Genomic DNA, 19,982 nt, shown 5'->3' with positions numbered 1-19,982 from the left:
CCCGTCTTCAGATAGGGCGTCGCCGCCGCTGCGGAGAGAGAGACCGGGCGCCCCCCGGTATCGCGAACGGGGTCCGGAATCGCGTCCCGCATGGTGCCGCTCCTACTTGGTCGAGGGCAAGAGGAGATCCGGCAGCCAAAGGGCGATCCCGGGCATCAGGCAGAGCAGGAGGATTGCCACCGCCATCAGGATCACGAAGGGCAGGGTGCCCCAGATGATGTCGGAGAGCGGGATGTCGGGGGCGATGTTCTTGATGACGAAGATGTTGAGGCCGACCGGCGGGTGGATCAGCCCCATCTCCATCGTGATCGTCATGACGACGCCGAACCAGACCAGATCGAACCCGGCGGCCTTGAGCGGCGGCAGGATGATCGGGGCGGTCATCAGGATGATCGAGACCGGCGGCAGGAAGAAGCCGAGGCCGACGACGAGGAGCAGGATGGTCAGCAGCAGCAGCCAGGGCGAGAGCTGCATCGCCACGATCGCGGCGGCGGCGGCCTGCGAGATGTGGAGGTAGCTCATCACGTAGGCGTAGAGCAGCGACATGCCGATGATCAGCATCAGCATGGTCGATTCGCGCAGGGTCGCGACCAGGATCGGGCTCACGTCCCGGGCTCGCCAGACGCCGTAGATCGCCGCGATCAAAGCGAGTGCCAGGAGGCCGCCGAGGCCGGCCGTCTCGGAGGGCGTGGCGTAACCGCCGTACAGCGCCACCATCACGCCGGTGAGCAGCACCACGAAGGGCAGCACACGCGGCAGGGTCGAGAAGCGCTCCGCCATCGAGTAGCGGTCCTCGGCCAGGATCGGATGCCCGGTCCCGCCGGTCTCGTAGGCCGCCCGCGCGGTGGCGAATTCGCGCCGGAAGCGCCAGGCGGCGTAAGCCGCGAACAGCAGCACCAGGAGAAGCCCCGGGCCGATGCCGGCGAGGAAGAGCCGCCCGAGGGACTGCTCGGCCGCCACCGCATAGAGGATCATGGTGATGGAGGGCGGCAGGAGGATGCCGAGCGTGCCCCCCGCCGCGATGATGCCGGCGGCAAAGCCCCCGGAATAGCCGCGCCGGCGCATCTCCGGGATGCCGGCCGAGCCGATCGCCGAGCAGGTTGCCGGGCTCGATCCCGCCATGGCGGCAAACAGCGCGCAGGCGAAGACGTTGGCGATGCCCAAGCCCCCCGGGATCTTGTGCATCCAGGCATGCATCGCCGAGTAGAGGTCCTGGCCCGCCTTCGACCGGCCGATCGCCGCGCCCTTCAGGATGAAGAGCGGGATCGACAAAAGCGTGATCGAGGCCATCTCCTCGTAGACGTTCTGCGCCACCGTATCGAGGGAGGCGCCGGGCATGAAGGCCAGCATGAAGACGAGGGCCACCGCGCCGAGTGCGAAGGCGATCGGGATGCCGGCGAGCATCGCCCCGAGGGTGGCGCCCGCATAAAGCGTGCCGATGATCGCGGTGCTCATCGGGCGGAATCCTTCATGTCTTGCTTCTTCGCCCGGACGAGGTCGGGCCCGAGGCCGACCTTCGGATCGGCGAAGCCGGCGGCCGCCGGCCCGCGGGCGAGGGCTTCGGCGATCTGGAGCAGGAACTGCAGCGCGAGCAGGGTCATGCCGAGCGCCATCAGCGAGTAGGGGATCCAGAGCGGCGGCCCCCAGGTCGATTGCGAGATCTGGCCGTCGACCCAGGCCTCGTGCAGCAGCGTCCAGCTCTTCCAGGCGAAGAACGCCACGAATCCGAGGCTGACGATGTCGGCCACGATGAGCCGGATGCGGTTCGCCCGCGGCGAGAGGAGGCCGGTCAGCGCCTCGATCGCGACGTGGCCGCGCCGCGCCTGGACGCCGGCCGCCGACAGGAAGGTGGCGCCGACGATCAGGAACACCGCCGTCTCGTCCTGCCACTCGGTCGGGACCTTGAGGAGGTAACGGACGACGACGCTGTAGCTCAGCACCAGGCAGGCGGCGACGAGGGCGAGCCCGCCCATGAGCAGGATCACCCGGTTGAGGCCGCCCATCGCGGCCTCGATGGCCGCGAGCGGCCCGGGCAGACGGGCCCGCGCGGCAGGGCGCTCCGGCTCCGCGGCGGCGGAGGCCGCGTCGAAGGCGTGGCTCACGCGACCGCCTCCGCGAGCTTCAGCATCTCGGCGCAGGAGGCGGACTTCGCCGCGTAGTCCTTCCAGGCGGAGTCGCGGGCGATGTCGCGCCACTTGCCCAGCGTCGCCTCGTCCAGGGTCTCGACCTTGGCGCCGGCCTTCCCGAAGATCTGCTCGACCCGGCTGTCGTCGGCCTGCGCCCCCTCCTGGCCGAAGGATTCGAGCTCGGCACCGACCGCCATGATCAGCTCCTGCTGGTCCTTCGGCAGGGCGTCGAACACGGTCTTCGACATCATGATCGGCTCGAGCATGAACCAGTACGAGCGGCCCCGCCCCGAGGTGAGGGACTTCGACAGCTCTTCCAGCCGGAACGAGATCAGGCTGGTCGACGAGGTGATCACCGCGTCGCAGGCGCCGGTCTGCATCGCCGCGTAGGATTCGTTCGAGGGCAGGCTGAGCGTCGCGGCGCCGGCGGCCTTCATCATCAGGTCCATCTCGCGCGAGCCGCCGCGGACCTTCAGGCCCTTGGCGTCCTCGGGACGCACCAGCGGCCGCTCGCGGCTCGCGACGCCGCCCGCCTGCCAGACCCAGGAGACCAGCACGATGTTCTTGGCGAGCAGGATCTCGGTGAGCTTGCGGCCGACCGGCGCGGTCTTCCAGGCCATCGCCTGCGGGTAGGAGGTCACGAGCGCCGGCATCAGCCCGATATTGGTCTCCGGCACCTCGCCGCCCGCATAGGGCAGGGGATAGAGGCTCATGTCGAGCGCGCCCTTGCGCATCGCGCTGAACTGGGCGTTCGTCTTCATCAGCGAGGAGCCGGGATAGACCTGGACCTCGATCGCCCCCTTCGAGCGCTCCTTCACGGCGGCGGCGAACTTGCGGCACATCCGATCGCGAAAGTCGCCCTCGTCGATCGTGCCGCCGGGAAACTGGTGCGAGAGCTTGAGGGTCGTGGCGGCCTGCGCGGCGCGCCCGAGACCGATGAGTGCGGGCGCGGCGAGGCCGGCGGCCACGAGGGTGCGGCGGGTGAGAGCCATGGCGTTTCCTCCGGTCGGCGCGCGGATGCGTTGGGCCGCGTCTCGCGCAATCGGCGCCGGACCGGTCGTGTGCCCGCCACCTCGTGTACGCAGGTGACACCAATCTTGTATATTCTGTCAACGCCGGTGCATAATTACGCCGCAGGGGAAGGCGGGACCGGCCATGAACCAAACCCGGACGAAGGAAGCCCGTACGGACCAAGCCCGGATGAACCACGCCCAGCGGCTGCGGCAGACCATCGAGGACGAGATCGTGGATGGGGGCCTGCGCCCCGGCGACCGGCTCGACGAGTGCCAGCTCGCCGCCCGCTTCGGCGTCTCGCGCACGCCGATCCGCGAGGCGCTGCTCCAGCTCGCCGTGACCGGCCTGATCGAGATCAAGCCGCGGCGCGGCGCGGTGGTGAGCACCCCCGAGCCCGCCCGCCTCGTCGAGATGTTCGAGACCATGGCGGAGCTGGAGGCGGCCTGCGGGCGCCTCGCCGCCCGGCGCCTGACCGACGAGCATCACCGCGCCCTCGCGGCGGCCCTCGACGCCTGCCGAACCGCGGCGGCGGACGGCGACATGGAAGCCTATTATGCCGAGAACGCTGTCTTCCACGCGGTGATCTACCGGGCGTCCGGCAACGGTTTCCTGTGCGAGCAGGCCCTGACCCTGAGCCGGCGGCTGGCGCCGTTCCGGCGCATCCAGCTGCGCGCCCGCAACCGGCTGCGCCAGTCGCTCGCAGAGCACGAGGGCGTGGTCGCGGCGATCCTGGCCGGGGACGAGGCGACCGCCGGCGAGCGCCTGCGCGCCCACGTCCTGGTGCAGGGCGACCGGTTCGCCGAACTCATCCGCAGCCTGCCGGGCGGCAGCGCGGCGGCGCGCGCCTCCGTCGCGTCAACCCTTTGACGCGCCGGCATTTTATCGGATTCGGAACGACCCGTGGGGCGCGACGTTGAGACTTGGTGCGCTCACGCTTGTGGGCCGCCGAGATCCTGCCCCAGCCCGGTGTCGTGATGCCGCCCGAATCCCGCCCCGGTCCCGCCGCCTCCGGCGCGACCTCGATCCTGTGGACCGCCCTCCTGGGCATCGCCCTGGTGCGCCTCGTCACCGCGCGGCGGCCGGCGGGCGTCGCCGAGGCCGAGCCGGACCCGACCGGCCATCTCGGCCAAGGCGCCAAGTCGTATTCCGGGCGCCCGGCCCAGTGGGTCGCCGATACCGAGGGCGATCGCGGGCGCAAGGCCGAGACGCCGATGGACATCCCGGCCAAGGGCTGGAAGGACGTGCTCACCCGCGTCTACCTCGAATTCCAGAAGGACCGGGTGCTGTCGGTGGCGGCCGGCGTCACCTTCTACACCCTGCTCGCCATCTTCCCGGCGGTGGCGGCGCTCGTCTCGCTCTACGGCCTGTTCACCGATCCGAGCACCATCAACGACCACCTCTCCCTGCTCCAGGGCGTGCTGCCCTCCGGCGCGCTGGAGATCATCGGCGATCAGGTCAAGCGCATCACCGCGAAGGGCAGCACCACCCTCGGCATCACCTTCTTCACCAGTCTGGCGATCTCGCTGTGGAGCGCCAATGCCAGCATGAAGGCGATGTTCGACGCGCTGAACATCGTCTACGAGGAGCGGGAGAAGCGCAGCTTCATCCAGCTCAACCTACGCTCGCTCGCCTTCACCTTCGGGGCGCTGGTCTTCGTCATCGTGGCGCTCGGCGGCATCGTGGTGCTGCCGGTGGCGCTGAACTTCCTCGGCAATTTCGGCATCAGCATCAGCCCGACGGCCTGGTACGTCGCGCTGCTGCGCTGGCCGGCCCTTCTGGCGGTCCTGCTGTTCGGGCTGGCGCTGCTCTACCGCTTCGGCCCCAGCCGCGACCTGCCGCGCTGGCGCTGGGTCACGCCCGGCAGCCTCACCGCCGGGGTGGTGTGGCTCGCGGCCTCGATCGGCTTCTCCTGGTACGTCGCGCATTTCGGCAGCTACAACGAGACCTACGGCTCGCTCGGCGCCGCGATCGGCTTCATGACCTGGATCTGGATCTCCTCGACGATCGTGCTGCTCGGCGGCGAGATCAACGCCGAGCTCGAGCACCAGACGGCGCGGGACACCACGGTCGGCCCCGAGGAGCCGATGGGCACGAGGCGCGCCCGCATGGCCGACACGGTCGGGGCGCCGGCTTGAGCGGCCGGCGGGCGACGGCCCGGGCACGGTTCCGGCGCCGCAGCCTCTCGCCAGATGCGGCGTGTGCCACCATCTTGGGGCTCAGGAGAATCAGGCAATCTTCGAGGAGCGGCCCGTGGCCAGCCAAGACATGTCCGACACCGCCGAGACCCGTACCGAGGCGGAGTGGCGCCGGGAGCTGACGCCCGAGCAGTACCGCGTGCTGCGCGAGCACGGCACCGAGCGGGCCGGCACCAGCCCGCTCAACAACGAGAAGCGCGCCGGCACCTTCGTATGCGCCGGCTGCGGCCAGCCCCTGTTCGAATCCGGCACCAAATACGAGTCCGGCTCCGGCTGGCCGAGCTTCTTCGCGCCGATGGAGGGCGCGGTGGAGACGCAGACCGACCGCTCGTTCTTCATGACCCGCACCGAGGTGCATTGCGCCCGCTGCAAGGGCCATCTCGGCCACGTCTTCGAGGACGGTCCGGCCCCGACCGGCCTGCGTTACTGCATGAACGGCGCCGCGATGGGCTTCGAGCCGCAGGAATGAGCCGGTCCGGGAGGGAACACCCTCCCGGTCGGTGCCCCGGGACGCGGGCTACGCCGCTCCGTGCAGCGAGACCCGGAACAGCTCCCGGAACTCCTCCGCCCCGACCGGCCGGCCGTTGGTCGCCGTCGAGTGGTCCGCGACCGCCCGGGGCACCAGGGCCTCGCACTCGGCCTGCGTCACCCCCATGGCGGCGAGGTCGGTCGGCAGGCCGAGGTCGCGGTTGAGCGCCTCGATCGCGGCGGCGAGGTCGGCCCCCTCGGGCAGGCCCATCGCCCGGCGCAGGGCCGCGTACTTGTCCTCGCAGGCCGGCGCGTTGAAGCGCAGGAGGTGCGGCAGGATCACCGCGTTGAGCGTGCCGTGGTGGAGCCGCTTCGCCTTCAGTCCGCCGAGCGCGTGCGACATCGAGTGGACGGCGCCCAGCCCCTTCTGGAAGGTCATGCCGCCTTCGAGCGCGGCCATCATCATGTCCTCGCGCGCCGCGATGTCGGCGCCGTCACGGACCGCGCGGGCGAGCGAGCGGACGGCGCGGCCCAGGCCGTCGAGGGCGATCGCCTCGGCCGGCGGGTTGTGGCGGGGGCTCAGGTAGGTCTCGATGCAGTGGGTCAGGGCGTCCATGCCGGTCGCCGCGGTGAGGCCGGGCGGCAGGCCGAGCGTCAGCTCGGGGTCGCAGATCGCCACGTTCGGGATCAGGTGGGGCGAGATGAAGCCGAGCTTGCGCCCGTCGGCGAGCGTGATCAGCGCCGCGCGGCCGACCTCGCTGCCGGTGCCGGCGGTGGTCGGCACGGCGATCACCGGGGGCTGGTCGGCCCGGATGCGCGGAATGCCGCCCAGGATCGCCGCGTAGATGGCGAGCGGTTCGTCGTGGGTCGCGAGCAGCGCCACGCCCTTGGCGAGGTCGAGGGGCGAGCCGCCGCCGACCGCGACCACGCAATCGCAGCCCTCCGCCAGGAAGCGGTCACGGGCCTCGATCGTCGCCTCCTCGGTCGGGTTCTCGGGCGTCCCGTCGAAGACCGGGGTGGAGGCGGGGAGGCCGGCGGCGTCGAGGACGCGGGCGATCAGACCGGCCGCCACCACGCCGCGATCGGTGACGATCAGGGGCCGGCGCACGCCGAGGAGCGCCAGCTCCTCGCCGAGAAGCCGGACGGCGCCGCGCTCGAACTGGATCCGGGTGAGATAGGTGATGAGGCTCATGGGGGACGCTGCCTGTGGGGACCGGGCCCGGCTCGGCGCGCGCGAGCGACCGGAGGACGCCGCGAAGCCCCCATCCGCTCCTCCTGCGCACCTCTTGTCCGGGCGTCGGCCGCCAGCCTAGGCCGCAGGGGCGTCGTGCGGCAAGGGTCCTGCAAGTAGTCCTGCAAGGGTCGGGGCGCGCCGCTCCGCGTCAGGCGCAGGCCAGCCCGGCCGCCTCCAGCAGAGCTTGCGTGCCGAGGCTCGTCGAATCGAGGAGCGGCACGCCGGCGAGGGTGGCCGGCAGGCGCCAGCCCGGCAGGTTGGTGCTCCAGATCAGCACCGCGTCGGCGCCCTCGGACGCCTCCCAGGCCGCCGCCGCGAGGCGGGCCGGCGCGACCGCGGCGGCGTCGCGATTCTCGGTGATGCCGAGATGGGCGGTCGCCCCGATGCCGATTCCGGCCTCCGCGAACCGGCCGGCCACCAGAGCGGCCTCGTCGGCATCGCCCTGGACCACGAGGCCGACGCGGCGAAAGCCCTCGCGGTGCATCCGGTCGCGGGCGGCGAGTGCCGTCGTCACCATCGGCAGGCCGGTGCGGGCGGTGACGGCCCGGCACAGGTCCTCGTCCGGGATGAAGCCGAGGGCGGCGCCCCGGGTGGCGTTCCAGCACAGGGCGGCGACGCCGGCCTCGGCCAGAAGGTCGGCGGCATTCAGGAACACCGCCTCGTCGTAGCCCGCCCCCCTGAGCATGCCCCGGTAGGGCACCCGGGCGTAGCAGGCGTCGGCGCGGCCGGCGAGGCGGGCCTCCGTCGCCCGCTCCACCACCCGGTTGGAGGAGGGGAGGATCACCCCGAGGGCCGGGAGGAGCGGGCTCGTCATCGCGGGCGTCCTTCGGTCAGCCGGGCCACCATCACGGCCTGGGTGCGGGCGACGTGGCCCTGCATCAGGGTTCGGGCGCGCTCGGCCTCCCGTGCCCGCAGGGCCTCGAGGATCGCCCGGTGCTCGCCTAGCGATTCGGCCACGCGCCCGTCGGCCGCCAGCGCGAAGTTGCGGGCCCGTTCGAGGCGCGGGAAGGCGCGGCCGTGGGCCTCGGCGATGGCCGGGCTGCGGGCGGCGGTCACGATCAGCCGGTGGGCCTGGCGGTTGAGGCGCGTATAGGCGTCGCGGTCGTCGCGCGCGGCTTCCAGCGCGTCCTGGATCCGGGCGAGGCGATCGAGCTCGGCGGCGGTGATCCGCGCGGCGGCTAGCCCCGCGCAAAAACTCTCCAGCGCCACTTCCAGTTCGAACAGCGGCACGAGGTCGGCGGGATCCAGCGGCGTCACCAGGGCCGCGCGGTTGCGCCTGAGGGTCACGAGCCCCTCGCCGGCCAGCAGCTTCAGCGCCTCCCGCACCGGCGTGCGCGAGACGCCGAGGCGGGCCACGAGGTCGGGCTCGTTCAGCACCTCGCCGGGGCCGAGCAGGTTGAGCAGGATCAGCCGGCGTAGGGCGGCCGCCGCCTGCTCGGTCAGGGAGCGTTCGGGACGCGAGGGGCGGGGAGGAGCATCGTGGGATGAGGTGGGAAGCGAGTCGGCCAAAACGCCCTCTCGTGATGACGCCCTGTTGCGATCGTCAGACCAACCGCCGCGACAGGCCGGTCAGCCGCTCCATCACGGCGATGCCTCCGATCGTGGCGACGATCAGCACGCCCGAGAGCGCCGCGATGGTCACGTCGAGGCGGCCCTCCAGGTCCTGCCACATGCGGATCGGCAGCATGTCGGTGGCGGCGTCGCGTAGGAAGAGCGAGACCGGGATGTTGTCGAACGAGGCCATGAAGGCGAGGAAGCCGCCGGACAGGATGCCGGGCCGGATCAGCGGCAGGGTGATGCGGCGGAACGTGTAGAGCCGCGACGCGCCGAGGCTCGCCGAGCCTTCGAGCAGACTGGGCTGGAGCTGGGTCAGGGCCGCCACGGTGTTGCGCACCACGTAGGGCACGCAGACCACCGTGTGGCCGAGCACCAGCGTGAACACCGAGACCGGCCAGCCGATGAGCGAGAAGAACATCAGGCTCGACAGGCCGAAGGCGAGGGCCGGCAGGATCAGCGGCGAGAGGAAGAAGCTGTCGAGGAGGCGGGCCGAGAGCCGCGGCGAGCGCGCGACCGCGAGCGCCGCCAGCACCCCGAGCCCGATGGCGAGCACGGTCGCCAGCACCGCCACCGTGAGGCTGTTCTTCAGCGCGTAGTGGAGCTGCCAGGCCTCCATCAGCTCGCCGTACCAGCGGAAGGAATAGCCCGGCGGCGGGAAGCGCAGCGACAGCCCGTCGGTGAAGGACACCACCAGCACGATCACCGTGGGGGCGAGCAGCAGCACCACGGCGAGAAGCGCCATCAGGTGCAGGAGGATCTCGAAGCTGAGGCGGTCGAGGGCGGCGGCGAGACGCGACATCGAAAGGGACCTCAGGTCTGGGCGTAGCCGCGGGCGAGCCGCCCGAGCGCGTTGAAGGCCAGCACCACGGCGAGCACCGCGACGAGGAAGATCACCGACATCGCCGCCGCGAAGGGCCAGTTCTGGAGGGCGATGGCCTGCTGGTAGATGTAGCCCGGCATGAACAGCATCTGCCCGCCGCCGATCAGCGACTGGGTGATGAACCCCGAGATCGCCGCCGCGAAGGTGAGGACCGAGCCGGCGATGAGGCCCGGCAGGCAGAGCGGCAGCGTCACGCGGAGGAAGGTGCGCCAGCGCCCGGCGCCCAGCGCCTCCGAGGCGTCCCACAGGCTCGGATCGATGCGCGCGAGCGCCGTCATCAGCGGCAGCACCATCAGGGGCATCTGGACCTGTGCCAGAGCCGCGACGAGGCCGCCCTCGGCGTAGAGGAGCCGCAGCGGCGTCTCGATGAGGCCGAGGGACGACAGGAGGCTGTTGAGCACCCCCTGCCGCCCCAGGATCACGATCCACGCGAAGGTGCGGATGACGACGCTGGTGAGGAGCGGCGTCAGCACCGCCAGGATGATCACGCCCCGCACCCAGCCCCCGGCCCGGGTGGCGACCAGCGCCAGCGGCAGGCCCAGCACCAGGCAGGCCGCCGTGACCTTGAGCCCGAGCCAGAGCGTGCCGAGGAGCACGCCGAGGCTGAATCCGTCACCGAGGAACGCCGCGTATTGCGACAGGCCGTAACCGCCATCCGCGCCGCGGAGCGACAGGGCCAGGAGCGCGACGAGCGGCGCGGCGAAGAACGCCGCGAAGAACACGGCGAGCGGGCTCGCCAGCCGCATTGGGTAGGTGGTGACGTCCGGCGGGGCCACGGAAAGAACTCCTTCGACGGCTTCGACGTGATCCGTACAGTCGAGGTAGAGCGCGTCTCCCCTCTCCCGTGCGGGAGAGGGGCCGGGCGATCGAAGATCGCGCGTGAGGGTGCTACGCGTCCGCAGAATGCTGAACCGTTCCGCTGCCAGCACGACGCTCAGCGCTCGACATTGAAGCGTGTCACCCTCACCCCAACCCCTCTCCCACACGGGAGAGGGGATCCCGCGCTTTATCGTGAAAGCAGCAGATCACGAAGAAGCGACATTACAACTTGATCTCGCGGTTGAACCGCTCGATCCAGGCCGGGCGCTGGGCGTTGATGGTCTTCCAGTCCTGGAACACGAACTTCTTCTTCAAATCGTCGGTGTCCTTCGCCAGTACCTTGGCGATCTCGCCGGTCATCTTTACCTTGGCGTTGGTCGGCACGATCAGATAGGGCGCCTGCATCAGCCGGGTCTGGACCGGCTCGGAGATCGCCGCCTCGATCAGCTTGAAGGCGAGCTCGCGGTTGGGCGAGTTCTTGACGATCTGGATGGCGGTCTTGAAGGCGATGGCGCCTTCCTTGGGCGCCACGAATTCCACCGGCACGCCCTTGGCCTTCAGGATCTGGATCGCGTTGAAGTTGCCGGGCGAGATGTCGACCTGGCCCTGCTGAAAGAGGGTTGCGAGCGCGCCGGGATTGGCCGCCACCGCCGAGAGGTTGGGCTTCAGCTTGTCCATCGCCTTGAAGGCGGGGTCGATATTCGCTTCCGAGCCGCCATGCATCTTGGCGATCTCGACCATGAAGCCGGTGCCCAGCGTCGAGTTCATGTTGGTGATGCCGACCCGGCCCTTGTATTCGGGCCGCCACAGGTCGGCCCAGGAGGTCGGCGGGGTCTTCACCGTGTCGGGGTTGTAGGTCAGGCCGACGACCTGAAAGAAGGCCGCCGGGCCGTGCGGGTCCTGCGCGTCGGGGATCAGGTCCTTGAACGCGGCGCTGCGCTCGACGGGGAAGGGCTCGACCAGATCCTGGGCCAGCGCGGTGAGGGCCGGGCCGGGATCGTGCAGCATCACGTCGATCGGCGGGTTGGCCTTGGCGGCCGAGACCTTGGCGATCTGGTCGACCGACAGCATCGGGTCGAGGACGATCGGCGCGTTGCCCGTCTCCTTGCGGAAGGCCGGGACCAGCACGGCCTTGTGCGCCTCCTCCCAGCTCCCCGTGAAGGTGGCGAAGACGAGGGGCCGCGCCTGCGCGAAGGACAGGCCGGGAAACAGCTCCATCGCGCCGAGCGACAGGGCGGTGGTGAGGAGGGTGCGGCGATCGAGCATCGAGAGGGCTCCGTGGTCGGAAAAAATCAGGCGGCGGCCGGGAAGGCGGAGGCGAGGCCGGGGGCGACGGCGATGCGCACCGGCGTGCCGGGCGCGCGCAGGGCTGCGCCGCCGAGGCGCGGCTCGGCGATCTTGAGCGGGCGTCCGGCGCCGACCCGGATCTCGTGGACGACGGTGGGACCCAGCGGCAGCGCCATCTCGACGACGCCCGCGATGCCGTCCTCGCCCTCGGTGAGGCGCAGGTGCTCGGGACGCAGGCACAGGGTCACCCGCGACCCCGGGGCGATCGGGCGGGCGAGCGGGCGCGCCACCACCTCGCCGCCGGCATCGAGGGCGATGCGCGGGCCCTGCGCGTCCCCGCCGACGAGCACGCCCGGCACGGCATTGGCCGAGCCGACGAAGGTGTTGACGAAGAGGGTGTCCGGCGCGTCGTAGACGGTGGTCGGGGCGGCGAACTGCTCGAGCCGCCCGTTCGAGAGCACCGCCACCCGGTCGGAGAGCGACAGGGCCTCCTCCTGGTCGTGGGTGACCAGGAGCGTGGTGACCCCGGCGACGCGCTGGAGCCGCTTCACCTCGATCTGCATGTCGAGGCGCAGGTTCTTGTCGAGGGCCGCGAAGGGCTCGTCGAGGAGCAGCACCGCCGGGCGGATGGCGAGGGCGCGCGCCAGCGCCACGCGCTGCTGCTGCCCGCCCGAGAGCTGGCGCGGGTAGCGCGCCCCGGCATGGCCGAGCTGCACGAGGTCGAGCAGGCGACGCGCCTCCGCCGCCTGCTCCGCTCGCGGGGCGCCCCGGGCCGCGAGGCCGTAGGCGACGTTCTCGGCCACCGTCAGGTGCGGGAAGAGGGCGTAGTTCTGGAAGACGATGCCGACGGCGCGCCGGCTCGGCGGCAGGGCGTCGATGATCTCGTCGCCGACGATCACCCGCCCCTCGGTCTGGCGCAGGAAGCCGGCGACGATGCGCAGCAAGGTGGTCTTGCCGCAGCCCGACGGCCCGAGCAGCGAGATCAGCTCGCCGCCGCGGATGTCGAGGTTGATGTTTTCGACGGCGACCGCGCCGCCATACCGGTGGGTGATGCCGTCGAGCACGACGGAGCGGCCCTCCGCCTGACCCTGGCTGCGTCGTCCGGTTGCTGTCACGGTGAGGCCTTCCTGCGGCATCGATCTTGCTGCCGGATGGCTCGCAAATCGTATGCCATTTTCGGGAAAGCCCATGTCCAGCTGTCACTTGAGCAACGGAGCGACCGCATGAGCACGGAGCTGTGGCGCCTCTCGGCGATCGAGCTCGGCCGGCTCTTCGCCGATGGGCGGGCCTCGCCGGTCGATGCCCTGGAGGCCGCGCAGGCCCGGGCCGCCGCCTGGGAGCCGCACCTGAACGCGCTCTCGCGCGACAATCCCCGCGCGCGATCGGAGGCCGAGGCGAGCGCCGCGCGCTGGCGGGCGGGCGCGCCGCTCTCGCCCCTCGACGGGGTGCCGATGACCGTGAAGGAATTTCTGGTCACCGAGGGGATGCCCTCGACCTATGCCGAGCCGGGCGAGGCGCCGGCTGCCGGCGAGGACGAACTGCCGGTCGCCCGCATGCGGCGGGCCGGCCTCGTGACGCTCGCCAAGACCACGATGCCGGAATTCGCCGTGCAGGGTTTTACGGCATCTGCCCGTTTCGGCGTCACCCGCAACCCGTGGGACACGCGCCTCACCCCCGGCGGCTCGACCGGCGGGGGGGCCGCCGCGACGGCCGCCGGCTACGCGCCGATCGCGCTCGGCACCGATGGCGGCGGCTCGCTGCGCCGGCCCGCGGCGCATACCGGCCTCGTCGGCCTCAAGAGCAGCCTCGGCCGGGTGCCGCGGCTGGGCGGCCTGCCCTCGCCGCTCCTCGATTTCGAGGTCGCGGGCGCGCTCACCCGCACGGTCGCCGACACCCGGGCGGTGCTGCACCTGATGCAGGGGGCCGACCCGCGGGTGCTGTGGTCGGGCTTCGCGGCACCGCCCCGGCATGACCGCCCGTTGCGCGCCCGCTACGTCGAGCGCATCGGCGACGCTCCCCTCGATCCGGTCATCGCGAGCGCGTGCCGACGGGCGCTCGCCGACCTCGACGCGATCGGCGTCGCGGTCGAGGAAGGCCCGCTGCCCGTCGAGATCGCCGGGCTGAACGCCCTGTGGCCCGAGATCGGCAAGATCGGCATCGCCCGGCTGTTCGCAGCCGATCCGGCGCTGGCGGCACGGGCGAGCGCGCCCTACCGGGCGATGGCCGAGGAGGGCGCACGGGCGCCCGCGACGCTGCTCTGCGACATCCTCGATCGGGTCCAGGCCCTGCGCAACGCCGCGAACGCCGCCCTGACCGAGATCGACCTCGTCGTCACCCCCGCGGCGGCGGCGATGCCCTGGACGGCGGACGCGGTCTATCCGGAGGTGATCGACGGGCGGCCGGTCGGCCCGCGCGGCCACGCGGTCTATTCGGGCTGGGTCAACGCCGCGGCGCTGCCGGCCTTGAGCCTGCCGGTCGATCCCGCGCCGGACGGCCTACCGATCGGCCTGCATCTCGTGGCGGGTTTCGGCCGCGACGACCTGCTTCTCGACGTGGCGGAGGCGCTCGAAACCCGCCGGCCCTTCGCGGATCGCTGGCCGGTCCTGCCCGGGGAGGTCTCCCGATGAGCGGCGGCATCTCGGTCCACGCCGTCGACGTGGCGGAGGGCCGCCCGGCGCTCGGCCTGACGGTGACCCTGGCGGTGATCGAGGCGGCGGGTCCGCGCGTGATCGCCCAAGGGGTGATCGGGCCGGACGGCAGCTTCGACCATCCGGTCGTGCGCGGCGTCGGGATCGGGCCCGGCACCTACGAGGCGGTGTTCCATCTCGGCGACTACTTCACCGCGCAAGGGAAGCCGGGGCCGCACTTCCTCGACCGGGTGCCGTTCCGCTTCACGGTGGTGGAGGCGCGCGAGCACCACCACCTGCCGCTGAAGTTCACGCGCTTCGGCTACGCGGTGTTTCGGGGCGTCTGACCCCACCGCGGAGCAGGGGAGAGAGCTCGCCGAAGGGCGCGGGCCGGCCGAACAGGAAGCCCTGCGCCGCGACGCAGCCCGCCTCCCGCAGGGCGGCGAGCTGGGCGTCGGTCTCGACGCCCTTGGCGGTCGCCCGCATGCCGAGCGCGCCCGCCAGGGCGACCACCGCCCGCACGAAATCCGCCGTCTCCGGCGTCGCCACCGAGGCGGCCAGCGCCCGGTCGAGCTTGACCTGGCCGAAGGGCAGGCGCCGCAGGGCGCCGAGGGAAGAGGCGCCGGCACCGAAGGCGTCGAAGGCGATCCCGACCCCGAGGGCGGCGAGGTCCTTCAGCCGTCCGCTCTCCGCCGCGATGGCCGCCTCGGCGACGTCGAGTTCGAGGCGCTCCGGGGGCTGACCCGTCGCCAGGAGCGCGTCCCGGACCGCGGGGACGAAGCCCGCCTGGCGCAGCTGTCCTCCTGCGACGTTCACCACCAGGCGGATCTCCGGCGGCATCGCTGCGCTCTCGGCGAGGGCGGTGCGCAGGATCCATTCGCCGAGCGGCGCGATCAGCCCGGTCTCCTCGGCGAGCGGCAGGAAGGCGGCCGGCGCCAGGGTGCCGCGGGTCGGGTGGTGCCACCGCGCCAGCGCCTCGAGCGCGGTCACCCGCCCGGTCGCGAGGTCGAAGACCGGCTGGTAGTGCAGCGAGAACGCGCCGCCGCGCAGGCCCTCGCGCAGATCCGCCTCGTTGCGGCGGCGCTCCTCCGCGGCCCGGTCCATCGCGGCGGCGAAGTGCCGGTAGGTGTTGCGGCCTTCCGATTTCGCCCGGTAGAGCGCGAGGTCGCCCCGCTTGAGCAGGGTGTCGCCGTCGAGCCCGTGCTCGGGTGCGAAGGCGATGCCGATGCTGACGCCGATCACCGCCTCCTGCCCGCCGAGATCGACCGGCCGGCGCAGGGCCGCGACCAGCCGCTCGGCGGTGGCGGCGGCACTGTGGGCATCCGCCTCGCCGCCGAGCAGGATCGCGAACTCGTCGCCGCCGAGGCGCGCCGGCAGGTCCTCGCGGCGCAGGCAGGCGCGGATGCGCCCCGCCACCTCGCGCAGCAGGGTATCGCCGGCGAGGTGGCCGAGCGTGTCGTTGACCGCCTTGAAGGCGTCGAGGTCGAGGCAGAGCAGGCCGCAGGTCCCGCCGTGGCGCCTCAGGGCGGCGAGGCGCTGGTCGAGGCTGTCGCGAAACAGCGCCCGGTTCGGCAGCCCGGTCAGGGCGTCGTGCCGGGCCATGTGGGTTACCTGGGCCTCGGCGGCCTTGCGGGCGGTGATGTCGGTATAGGTCCGCACCGCGCCGCCGGTCGGCAGCGGCACGGTGCGGATCTCCAGCACGGTCCCGTTCGCCCGCTCGTGCTCGTAGGTGCGGGGCTGGATCGCCAGCGGGGCGTGCGCCAGGACCTCGCGCAGCGTGCCGTCGCACCGCGCGAAGTCGTCCTGTGCCAGCTGGTGTCGGCGCACGGCGTCGAAGCTCGGGGCCGCGCGCATCATCTCCCGCGGCAGGTCGAGGAGCGCGAGGGCGCGCTCGTTGCAAACGCGGACCGCCCCAGCCTCGTCGATCATCAGAAGGCCCTGGTCCATATGCGCCAGGGTGGCGTCGAGGAGGGCGGTGCTGGCGCGCAGCTCGGCCTCCGCCCGGTCGATCTCGGTCACGTCCTGGACGCTGCCGAACAGGGCGACGACCGTGCCCGCCTCGTCCTCCTGGCAGATGCCATGCGAGACGACGACCCGCTCCTCGCCGTCCCGCCGCACCAGCCGGGCCTTGAAGTGGAAGCCCGTCCGCCGCTCGCGGGCCTCCACCACGAGGCCCGCGATGCGTTCCCTGTCATCCGGATGGTAGTAGGTCAGGGCCTCCTCGATGCCGGAGGCGGGGTCGCCCGGCGCCCTCCCGTGCAGGCGGCAGACCTCGTCCGACCAGGTCATGGCTCCGGAGGCGAGATCGACGCGCCAATGGCCGATATGGGCCATCTGCTCGGCCAGACTCAGGTTGCGGTTGGCCTCCGACAGGGCCGCCTCGCTCGCCCGCCGGCGTGCGGCCTCGGTCTCGCTGGCGACGCGGGCCTCGTAGTGGCGCAGCTGGGCCACCACCACCTCGCCGAGATCGCGCAGGCGCTCCAGCTCCGCGGGCGGCAATTGCCGCGGAACCGTATCGCCGATGCACAACGTGCCGAGGGGCAGGCCCGGCCGGAGAAACAGGGGAATGCCGGCATAGAACCGCATGCGGAACGGGCCGTTCACGATCGCCCGGTCGCGGAAACGGGGATCGGCCGTGGCATCCACGACCACCAGGGGGGCGTCGCTCAGGATGGCGTGGTCGCAGAAGGCCGCGCCCCGGGGCGTCGGACCGAAGGTGATGCCCGAGGCGGCCTTGCACCAGAGCCGATCGGCATCGACCAGCGATACCCAGGCATGGGGGACGGAGAACAGCGTGCACGCCAGCCGGCAGACCGCATCGAAATGCGCCTCGGGCGGCGTATCGAGGATGCCGAGGGCGTGCAGGGCGGAGAGGCGCTCGGCCTCGCGGGGGGGAACGAGATGCACCGCGACGCTCCTGTCCGACCCGGAAGGCCGGAACGCGATCCGTGGGCAGTCCAAGAATAGCCAAAACCCTAAGGCCGCGTTAATCTGCGCCGGATGCCCGCTTTCGCAAGAGCGTCGCCGCCGGTCAAGATCCCCCGGCCGCCGGGGAAGATCCAGCCTGGACCGAGGATCCGGGATGCACGGCGCCTCACGGCACCGCGACACGCAACCGACCCCCGGAGCTAGGCGGTTGGACTGGTCTCTACCTCCGGCTGGGGCGACGCGATTGCCCGGCCGCACCCAGCCATTTCCCCTTCGTCACGACGCTTGCGCCGTCAGCGCCCGGCTGATCACGATGCGCTGGACGTCGCTCGTCCCCTCGTAGATCTGGCACACCCGCACATCGCGGTAGATCTGCTCGACCGGGTAGTCGGCGAGATAGCCGTAGCCGCCGTGGATCTGGATCGCATCGGAGCAGACGGCTTCCGCCATCTCGGAGGCGAAGAGCTTGGCCATCGCCGCCTCCTTGAGGCAGGGCTGCCCGGCATCGCGCAGGCGCGCCGCGTTCAGCACCAGCAGTCGCGCCGCCTCGATCTTCGTCGCCATGTCGGCAAGCCGGAAGGCGACCGCCTGGTGCCCCGTCAGCTTCTGGCCGAAGGTCTCGCGCTCGTTCGCGTAGGCCAGAGCCGCCTCGAACGCCGCGCGGGCCATGCCGACCGCCTGGGCGGCGATGCCGATGCGCCCGCCCTCGAGATTGGCGAGCGCGATCTTCAGCCCCTCGCCCTCCTGGCCGAGCATCAGGTCGGGGGTGAGCTCCATGTCCTCGAACACGATCTGGGCCGTGTCCGAGCAGCGCTGGCCGAGCTTGTGCTCGATCCGCGCCACCTTGTAGCCGGGGGTCTTGGTCGGCACGATGAAGGCCGAGATGCCGCGCTTGCCCGCCTCGGGGTCGGTCACCGCGAACACGATGGCGAGGTCGGCATTCGCCCCCGAGGTGATGAACTGCTTGGTGCCCGAGAGCACCCAGGCATTGCCGGAGCGGCGCGCCCGGGTCTTGAGCGCGGCGGCGTCCGAGCCGGCGCCGGGCTCGGTCAGGCAGAAGGCGCCGAGCTGCTCGCCGCGGGCCAGCGGTCCGAGGAACCGCGCCTTCTGCTCGTCGCTGCCGAACTTCAGGATCGGCATGCAGCCGACCGAGTTGTGCACGCTCATCACGGTCGAGACCGCGCCGTCGCCCGCCGCCACCTCCTCGATGGCGAGCGCGTAGGCGACGTGGTCGGCCGCCGCGCCCCCGTGCTCCTCGGGCACCAGCATGCCCATGAAGCCGAGCGCTCCCATCTCGGCGATCGCCTCGCGGGGAAAGCGCGCCTCCCGGTCCCATTCGGCCGAAAAAGGCTTCAGCCGCTCGCGCGCGAAGCTGCGGGCGGTGTCGCGGATCAGGATCTGGTCGTCGCTCAGCATCGCCCGATCCTCTACTTCGGCTGCATGCGTAGCGCCCCGTCGAGGCGGATGACCTCGCCGTTGAGCATCGGGTTGTCGATGATCGCCATCGCGAGCCTCGCATATTCCTCCGGCTTGCCGAGGCGCGAGGGGAACGGCACCGCGGCGCCGAGGGAATCCTGCACCTCCGGCGGCAGGCCGCGCAGCATCGGCGTCTCGAAGATGCCGGGCGCGATGGCGCAGACCCGGATGCCGGCGGGGGCGAATTCCCGCGCCGCCGGCAGGGTCAGGCCGACGATGCCGGCCTTCGAGGAGGCGTAGGCCGCCTGGCCCACCTGGCCCTCGTAGGCCGCGACCGAGGCGGTGGAGATGATGACGCCGCGCTCGCCGCCCTCCAGCGGATCGAGCGCGAGGGCACCGGCCGCCACGAGCCGCATCAGGTTGAAGCTGCCGATCAGGTTGACCTGGATCACCTTCGCATAGGCCTGGAGATCGAGGGGGCCGTTGCGCCCGACGATCCGGCCGGCGGTGGCGACGCCGGCGCAATTGACCAGGACGCGGGCGGGGCCATGCGCCTCGGCCGCGCGAGCGACCGCCGTCTCCGCGCTCGCCGCATCGGCGACGTCGCAGGCGAGGGCGATCCCGCCGATCTCGCCGGCGACCTCCGCGGCGGCGCCCTCGTTGAGATCGAGGAGCGCGACCCGCGCGCCCGCCGCCGCCAGCGCCCGACCGGTCGCCGCGCCGAGGCCCGACCCGCCGCCCGTGACGATCGCGGCTACGCCGTTGACGTTCATGCCTTGTCCTCCCGTATCGCGGGCCCCACTCGTCCGGTGGATGTGCCCCGTCGTGCCTTCGCGCCGCCTCGTCTCCCGCCCATGGCGACGGGCGGACCGGTCTGCTACGCGATGGCATCGTTGCCCCATCGCTATGGGGCGGACCTGCCATCGTCAAGGCGCGCCGGATCAGGCGACGACAAGCGCCGGGCGGAGGAGGTCAGGGGAGGACAACGCATGGACCCGTCGCACCAGGCCGGGCAGGGCGGACCGCTCGCCGGCCTTCGCATCGTCGAATTCGCGGGCATCGGCCCCGGCCCGTTCGCGGCGATGCTGCTCGCCGATATGGGCGCCGATCTCGTGCGGCTCGACCGGCCCGGGGGCAGCGACCCCTACTCGAAGAACGTGGTGGCGCGGGGGCGCCCGAGCGTGACGGTAGACCTGAAGGATCCGGCCGACCTCGCCGGCACCCTGTCGCTGCTCGATCGTGCCGATGCCCTGATCGAGGGGTTTCGCCCCGGCGTGATGGAGCGGCTCGGCCTCGGGCCCGACGTGGTACTCGCCCGCAACCCGCGCCTCGTCTACGGCCGCATGACCGGCTGGGGCCAGGATGGGCCCCTCGCCAAGGCGGCGGGGCACGACATCACCTATCTGGCGGTGACCGGTGCGCTGGCGGCGA

19 protein-coding genes (1 of these 19 running past the window's edge) are annotated in these 19,982 nt (G+C 71.9%); 6 read left to right on the top strand and 13 right to left on the bottom strand.

Annotation, left to right across the window (positions count from 1 at the left end):
• Positions 1–102 precede the first annotated feature (102 nt).
• From miv_RS25885 to dctP, 3 genes are read right to left on the bottom strand one after another with little or no spacing between them, the layout of a single operon-like run.
• Positions 103–1,455, bottom strand: a complete 1,353-nt coding sequence (locus miv_RS25885) for a TRAP transporter large permease (protein ID WP_048429317.1) — start codon at positions 1,453–1,455, stop codon at positions 103–105.
• Positions 1,452–2,102, bottom strand: a complete 651-nt coding sequence (locus miv_RS25880; protein WP_207179699.1) for a TRAP transporter small permease — start codon at positions 2,100–2,102, stop codon at positions 1,452–1,454. Before miv_RS25880 ends, miv_RS25885 begins: the two co-directional genes overlap by 4 nt.
• A complete protein-coding gene (gene dctP / locus miv_RS25875) occupies positions 2,099–3,118 on the bottom strand; it encodes a TRAP transporter substrate-binding protein DctP (protein WP_207179697.1) in 1,020 nt (339 codons plus the stop codon). The genes miv_RS25880 and dctP overlap by 4 nt, the downstream gene beginning before the upstream one ends.
• Before the next feature lie 208 nt (positions 3,119–3,326).
• On the opposite strand from dctP, the gene miv_RS25870 reads away from it, so the two are divergent.
• The 3 genes from miv_RS25870 to msrB all read left to right on the top strand — a co-directional run bounded on the left by miv_RS25870 (position 3,327) and on the right by msrB (position 5,804).
• The gene (locus tag miv_RS25870; protein ID WP_207179694.1) at positions 3,327–4,007 is read left to right on the top strand and encodes a GntR family transcriptional regulator; all 681 of its coding nucleotides are present in this window, start codon (positions 3,327–3,329) and stop codon (positions 4,005–4,007) included.
• 107 nt (positions 4,008–4,114) lie between these two features.
• Positions 4,115–5,275, top strand: a complete 1,161-nt coding sequence (locus tag miv_RS25865) for a YihY/virulence factor BrkB family protein (RefSeq protein ID WP_207183634.1) — start codon at positions 4,115–4,117, stop codon at positions 5,273–5,275.
• A 130-nt stretch (positions 5,276–5,405) separates the two neighbouring features.
• On the top strand, positions 5,406–5,804 hold the full coding sequence (gene msrB, locus miv_RS25860) for a peptide-methionine (R)-S-oxide reductase MsrB (RefSeq protein WP_048429313.1): 399 nt from the start codon (positions 5,406–5,408) through the stop codon (positions 5,802–5,804).
• Between the two features lie 48 nt (positions 5,805–5,852).
• On the opposite strand, the gene miv_RS25855 is transcribed toward msrB, so the two are convergent.
• From miv_RS25855 to miv_RS25825, 7 genes are all read right to left on the bottom strand, one after another.
• Positions 5,853–6,995: an iron-containing alcohol dehydrogenase gene (locus tag miv_RS25855; protein WP_207179693.1), complete on the bottom strand. Its 1,143-nt coding sequence runs from the start codon at positions 6,993–6,995 to the stop codon at positions 5,853–5,855.
• A gap of 190 nt (positions 6,996–7,185) precedes the next feature.
• Positions 7,186–7,851, bottom strand: a complete 666-nt coding sequence (locus miv_RS25850) for an aspartate racemase/maleate isomerase family protein (RefSeq protein ID WP_207179691.1) — start codon at positions 7,849–7,851, stop codon at positions 7,186–7,188.
• Entirely contained in the window at positions 7,848–8,546 is a 699-nt protein-coding gene (locus miv_RS25845; RefSeq protein ID WP_207179689.1) for a GntR family transcriptional regulator, read from the bottom strand. Before miv_RS25845 ends, miv_RS25850 begins: the two co-directional genes overlap by 4 nt.
• Before the next feature lie 34 nt (positions 8,547–8,580).
• Positions 8,581–9,393, bottom strand: a complete 813-nt coding sequence (locus tag miv_RS25840) for an ABC transporter permease (protein WP_207179687.1) — start codon at positions 9,391–9,393, stop codon at positions 8,581–8,583.
• An 11-nt stretch (positions 9,394–9,404) separates the two neighbouring features.
• Positions 9,405–10,220 carry an ABC transporter permease gene (locus miv_RS25835; RefSeq protein ID WP_207183633.1) on the bottom strand — a complete coding sequence of 272 codons (816 nt, stop codon included), beginning with the start codon at positions 10,218–10,220 and terminating at the stop codon, positions 9,405–9,407.
• A gap of 295 nt (positions 10,221–10,515) precedes the next feature.
• Entirely contained in the window at positions 10,516–11,559 is a 1,044-nt protein-coding gene (locus miv_RS25830) for an ABC transporter substrate-binding protein (protein WP_048430299.1), read from the bottom strand.
• Positions 11,560–11,585: 26 nt separating this feature from the next.
• Entirely contained in the window at positions 11,586–12,716 is a 1,131-nt protein-coding gene (locus tag miv_RS25825; RefSeq protein WP_207179685.1) for an ABC transporter ATP-binding protein, read from the bottom strand.
• An 87-nt stretch (positions 12,717–12,803) separates the two neighbouring features.
• Between miv_RS25825 and miv_RS25820 the strand changes: the two genes are divergently transcribed.
• On the top strand, positions 12,804–14,207 hold the full coding sequence (locus miv_RS25820) for an amidase (protein WP_207179683.1): 1,404 nt from the start codon (positions 12,804–12,806) through the stop codon (positions 14,205–14,207).
• Positions 14,204–14,554 carry a hydroxyisourate hydrolase gene (locus miv_RS25815; protein WP_048430296.1) on the top strand — a complete coding sequence of 117 codons (351 nt, stop codon included), beginning with the start codon at positions 14,204–14,206 and terminating at the stop codon, positions 14,552–14,554. Before miv_RS25820 ends, miv_RS25815 begins: the two co-directional genes overlap by 4 nt.
• On the opposite strand, the gene miv_RS25810 is transcribed toward miv_RS25815, so the two are convergent.
• The 3 genes from miv_RS25810 to miv_RS25800 all read right to left on the bottom strand — a co-directional run bounded on the left by miv_RS25810 (position 14,517) and on the right by miv_RS25800 (position 19,324).
• Positions 14,517–17,114 carry a sensor domain-containing phosphodiesterase gene (locus tag miv_RS25810; protein ID WP_207179680.1) on the bottom strand — a complete coding sequence of 866 codons (2,598 nt, stop codon included), beginning with the start codon at positions 17,112–17,114 and terminating at the stop codon, positions 14,517–14,519. The genes miv_RS25815 and miv_RS25810 overlap by 38 nt on opposite strands.
• A 297-nt stretch (positions 17,115–17,411) precedes the next feature.
• Positions 17,412–18,551 (bottom strand): acyl-CoA dehydrogenase family protein, encoded by a 1,140-nt coding sequence (locus miv_RS25805; protein WP_207179678.1) that lies wholly within the window; start codon positions 18,549–18,551, stop codon positions 17,412–17,414.
• An 11-nt stretch (positions 18,552–18,562) separates the two neighbouring features.
• Positions 18,563–19,324, bottom strand: a complete 762-nt coding sequence (locus tag miv_RS25800; protein WP_207179676.1) for an SDR family NAD(P)-dependent oxidoreductase — start codon at positions 19,322–19,324, stop codon at positions 18,563–18,565.
• Positions 19,325–19,540: 216 nt separating this feature from the next.
• Between miv_RS25800 and miv_RS25795 the strand changes: the two genes are divergently transcribed.
• Positions 19,541–19,982: the start of a CaiB/BaiF CoA transferase family protein gene (locus miv_RS25795; protein ID WP_207179673.1), read on the top strand. Its footprint extends 680 nt past the window's final position; 442 of the gene's 1,122 nt are visible here — the first part of the coding sequence; the start codon lies at positions 19,541–19,543; its stop codon lies beyond the right edge, outside the window.

Origin of the sequence: Methylobacterium indicum (assembly GCF_017347565.1) — a bacterium.
GTDB lineage: Bacteria > Pseudomonadota > Alphaproteobacteria > Rhizobiales > Beijerinckiaceae > Methylobacterium > Methylobacterium indicum.
This window is presented reverse-complemented; position numbering and strand designations above follow the sequence as displayed.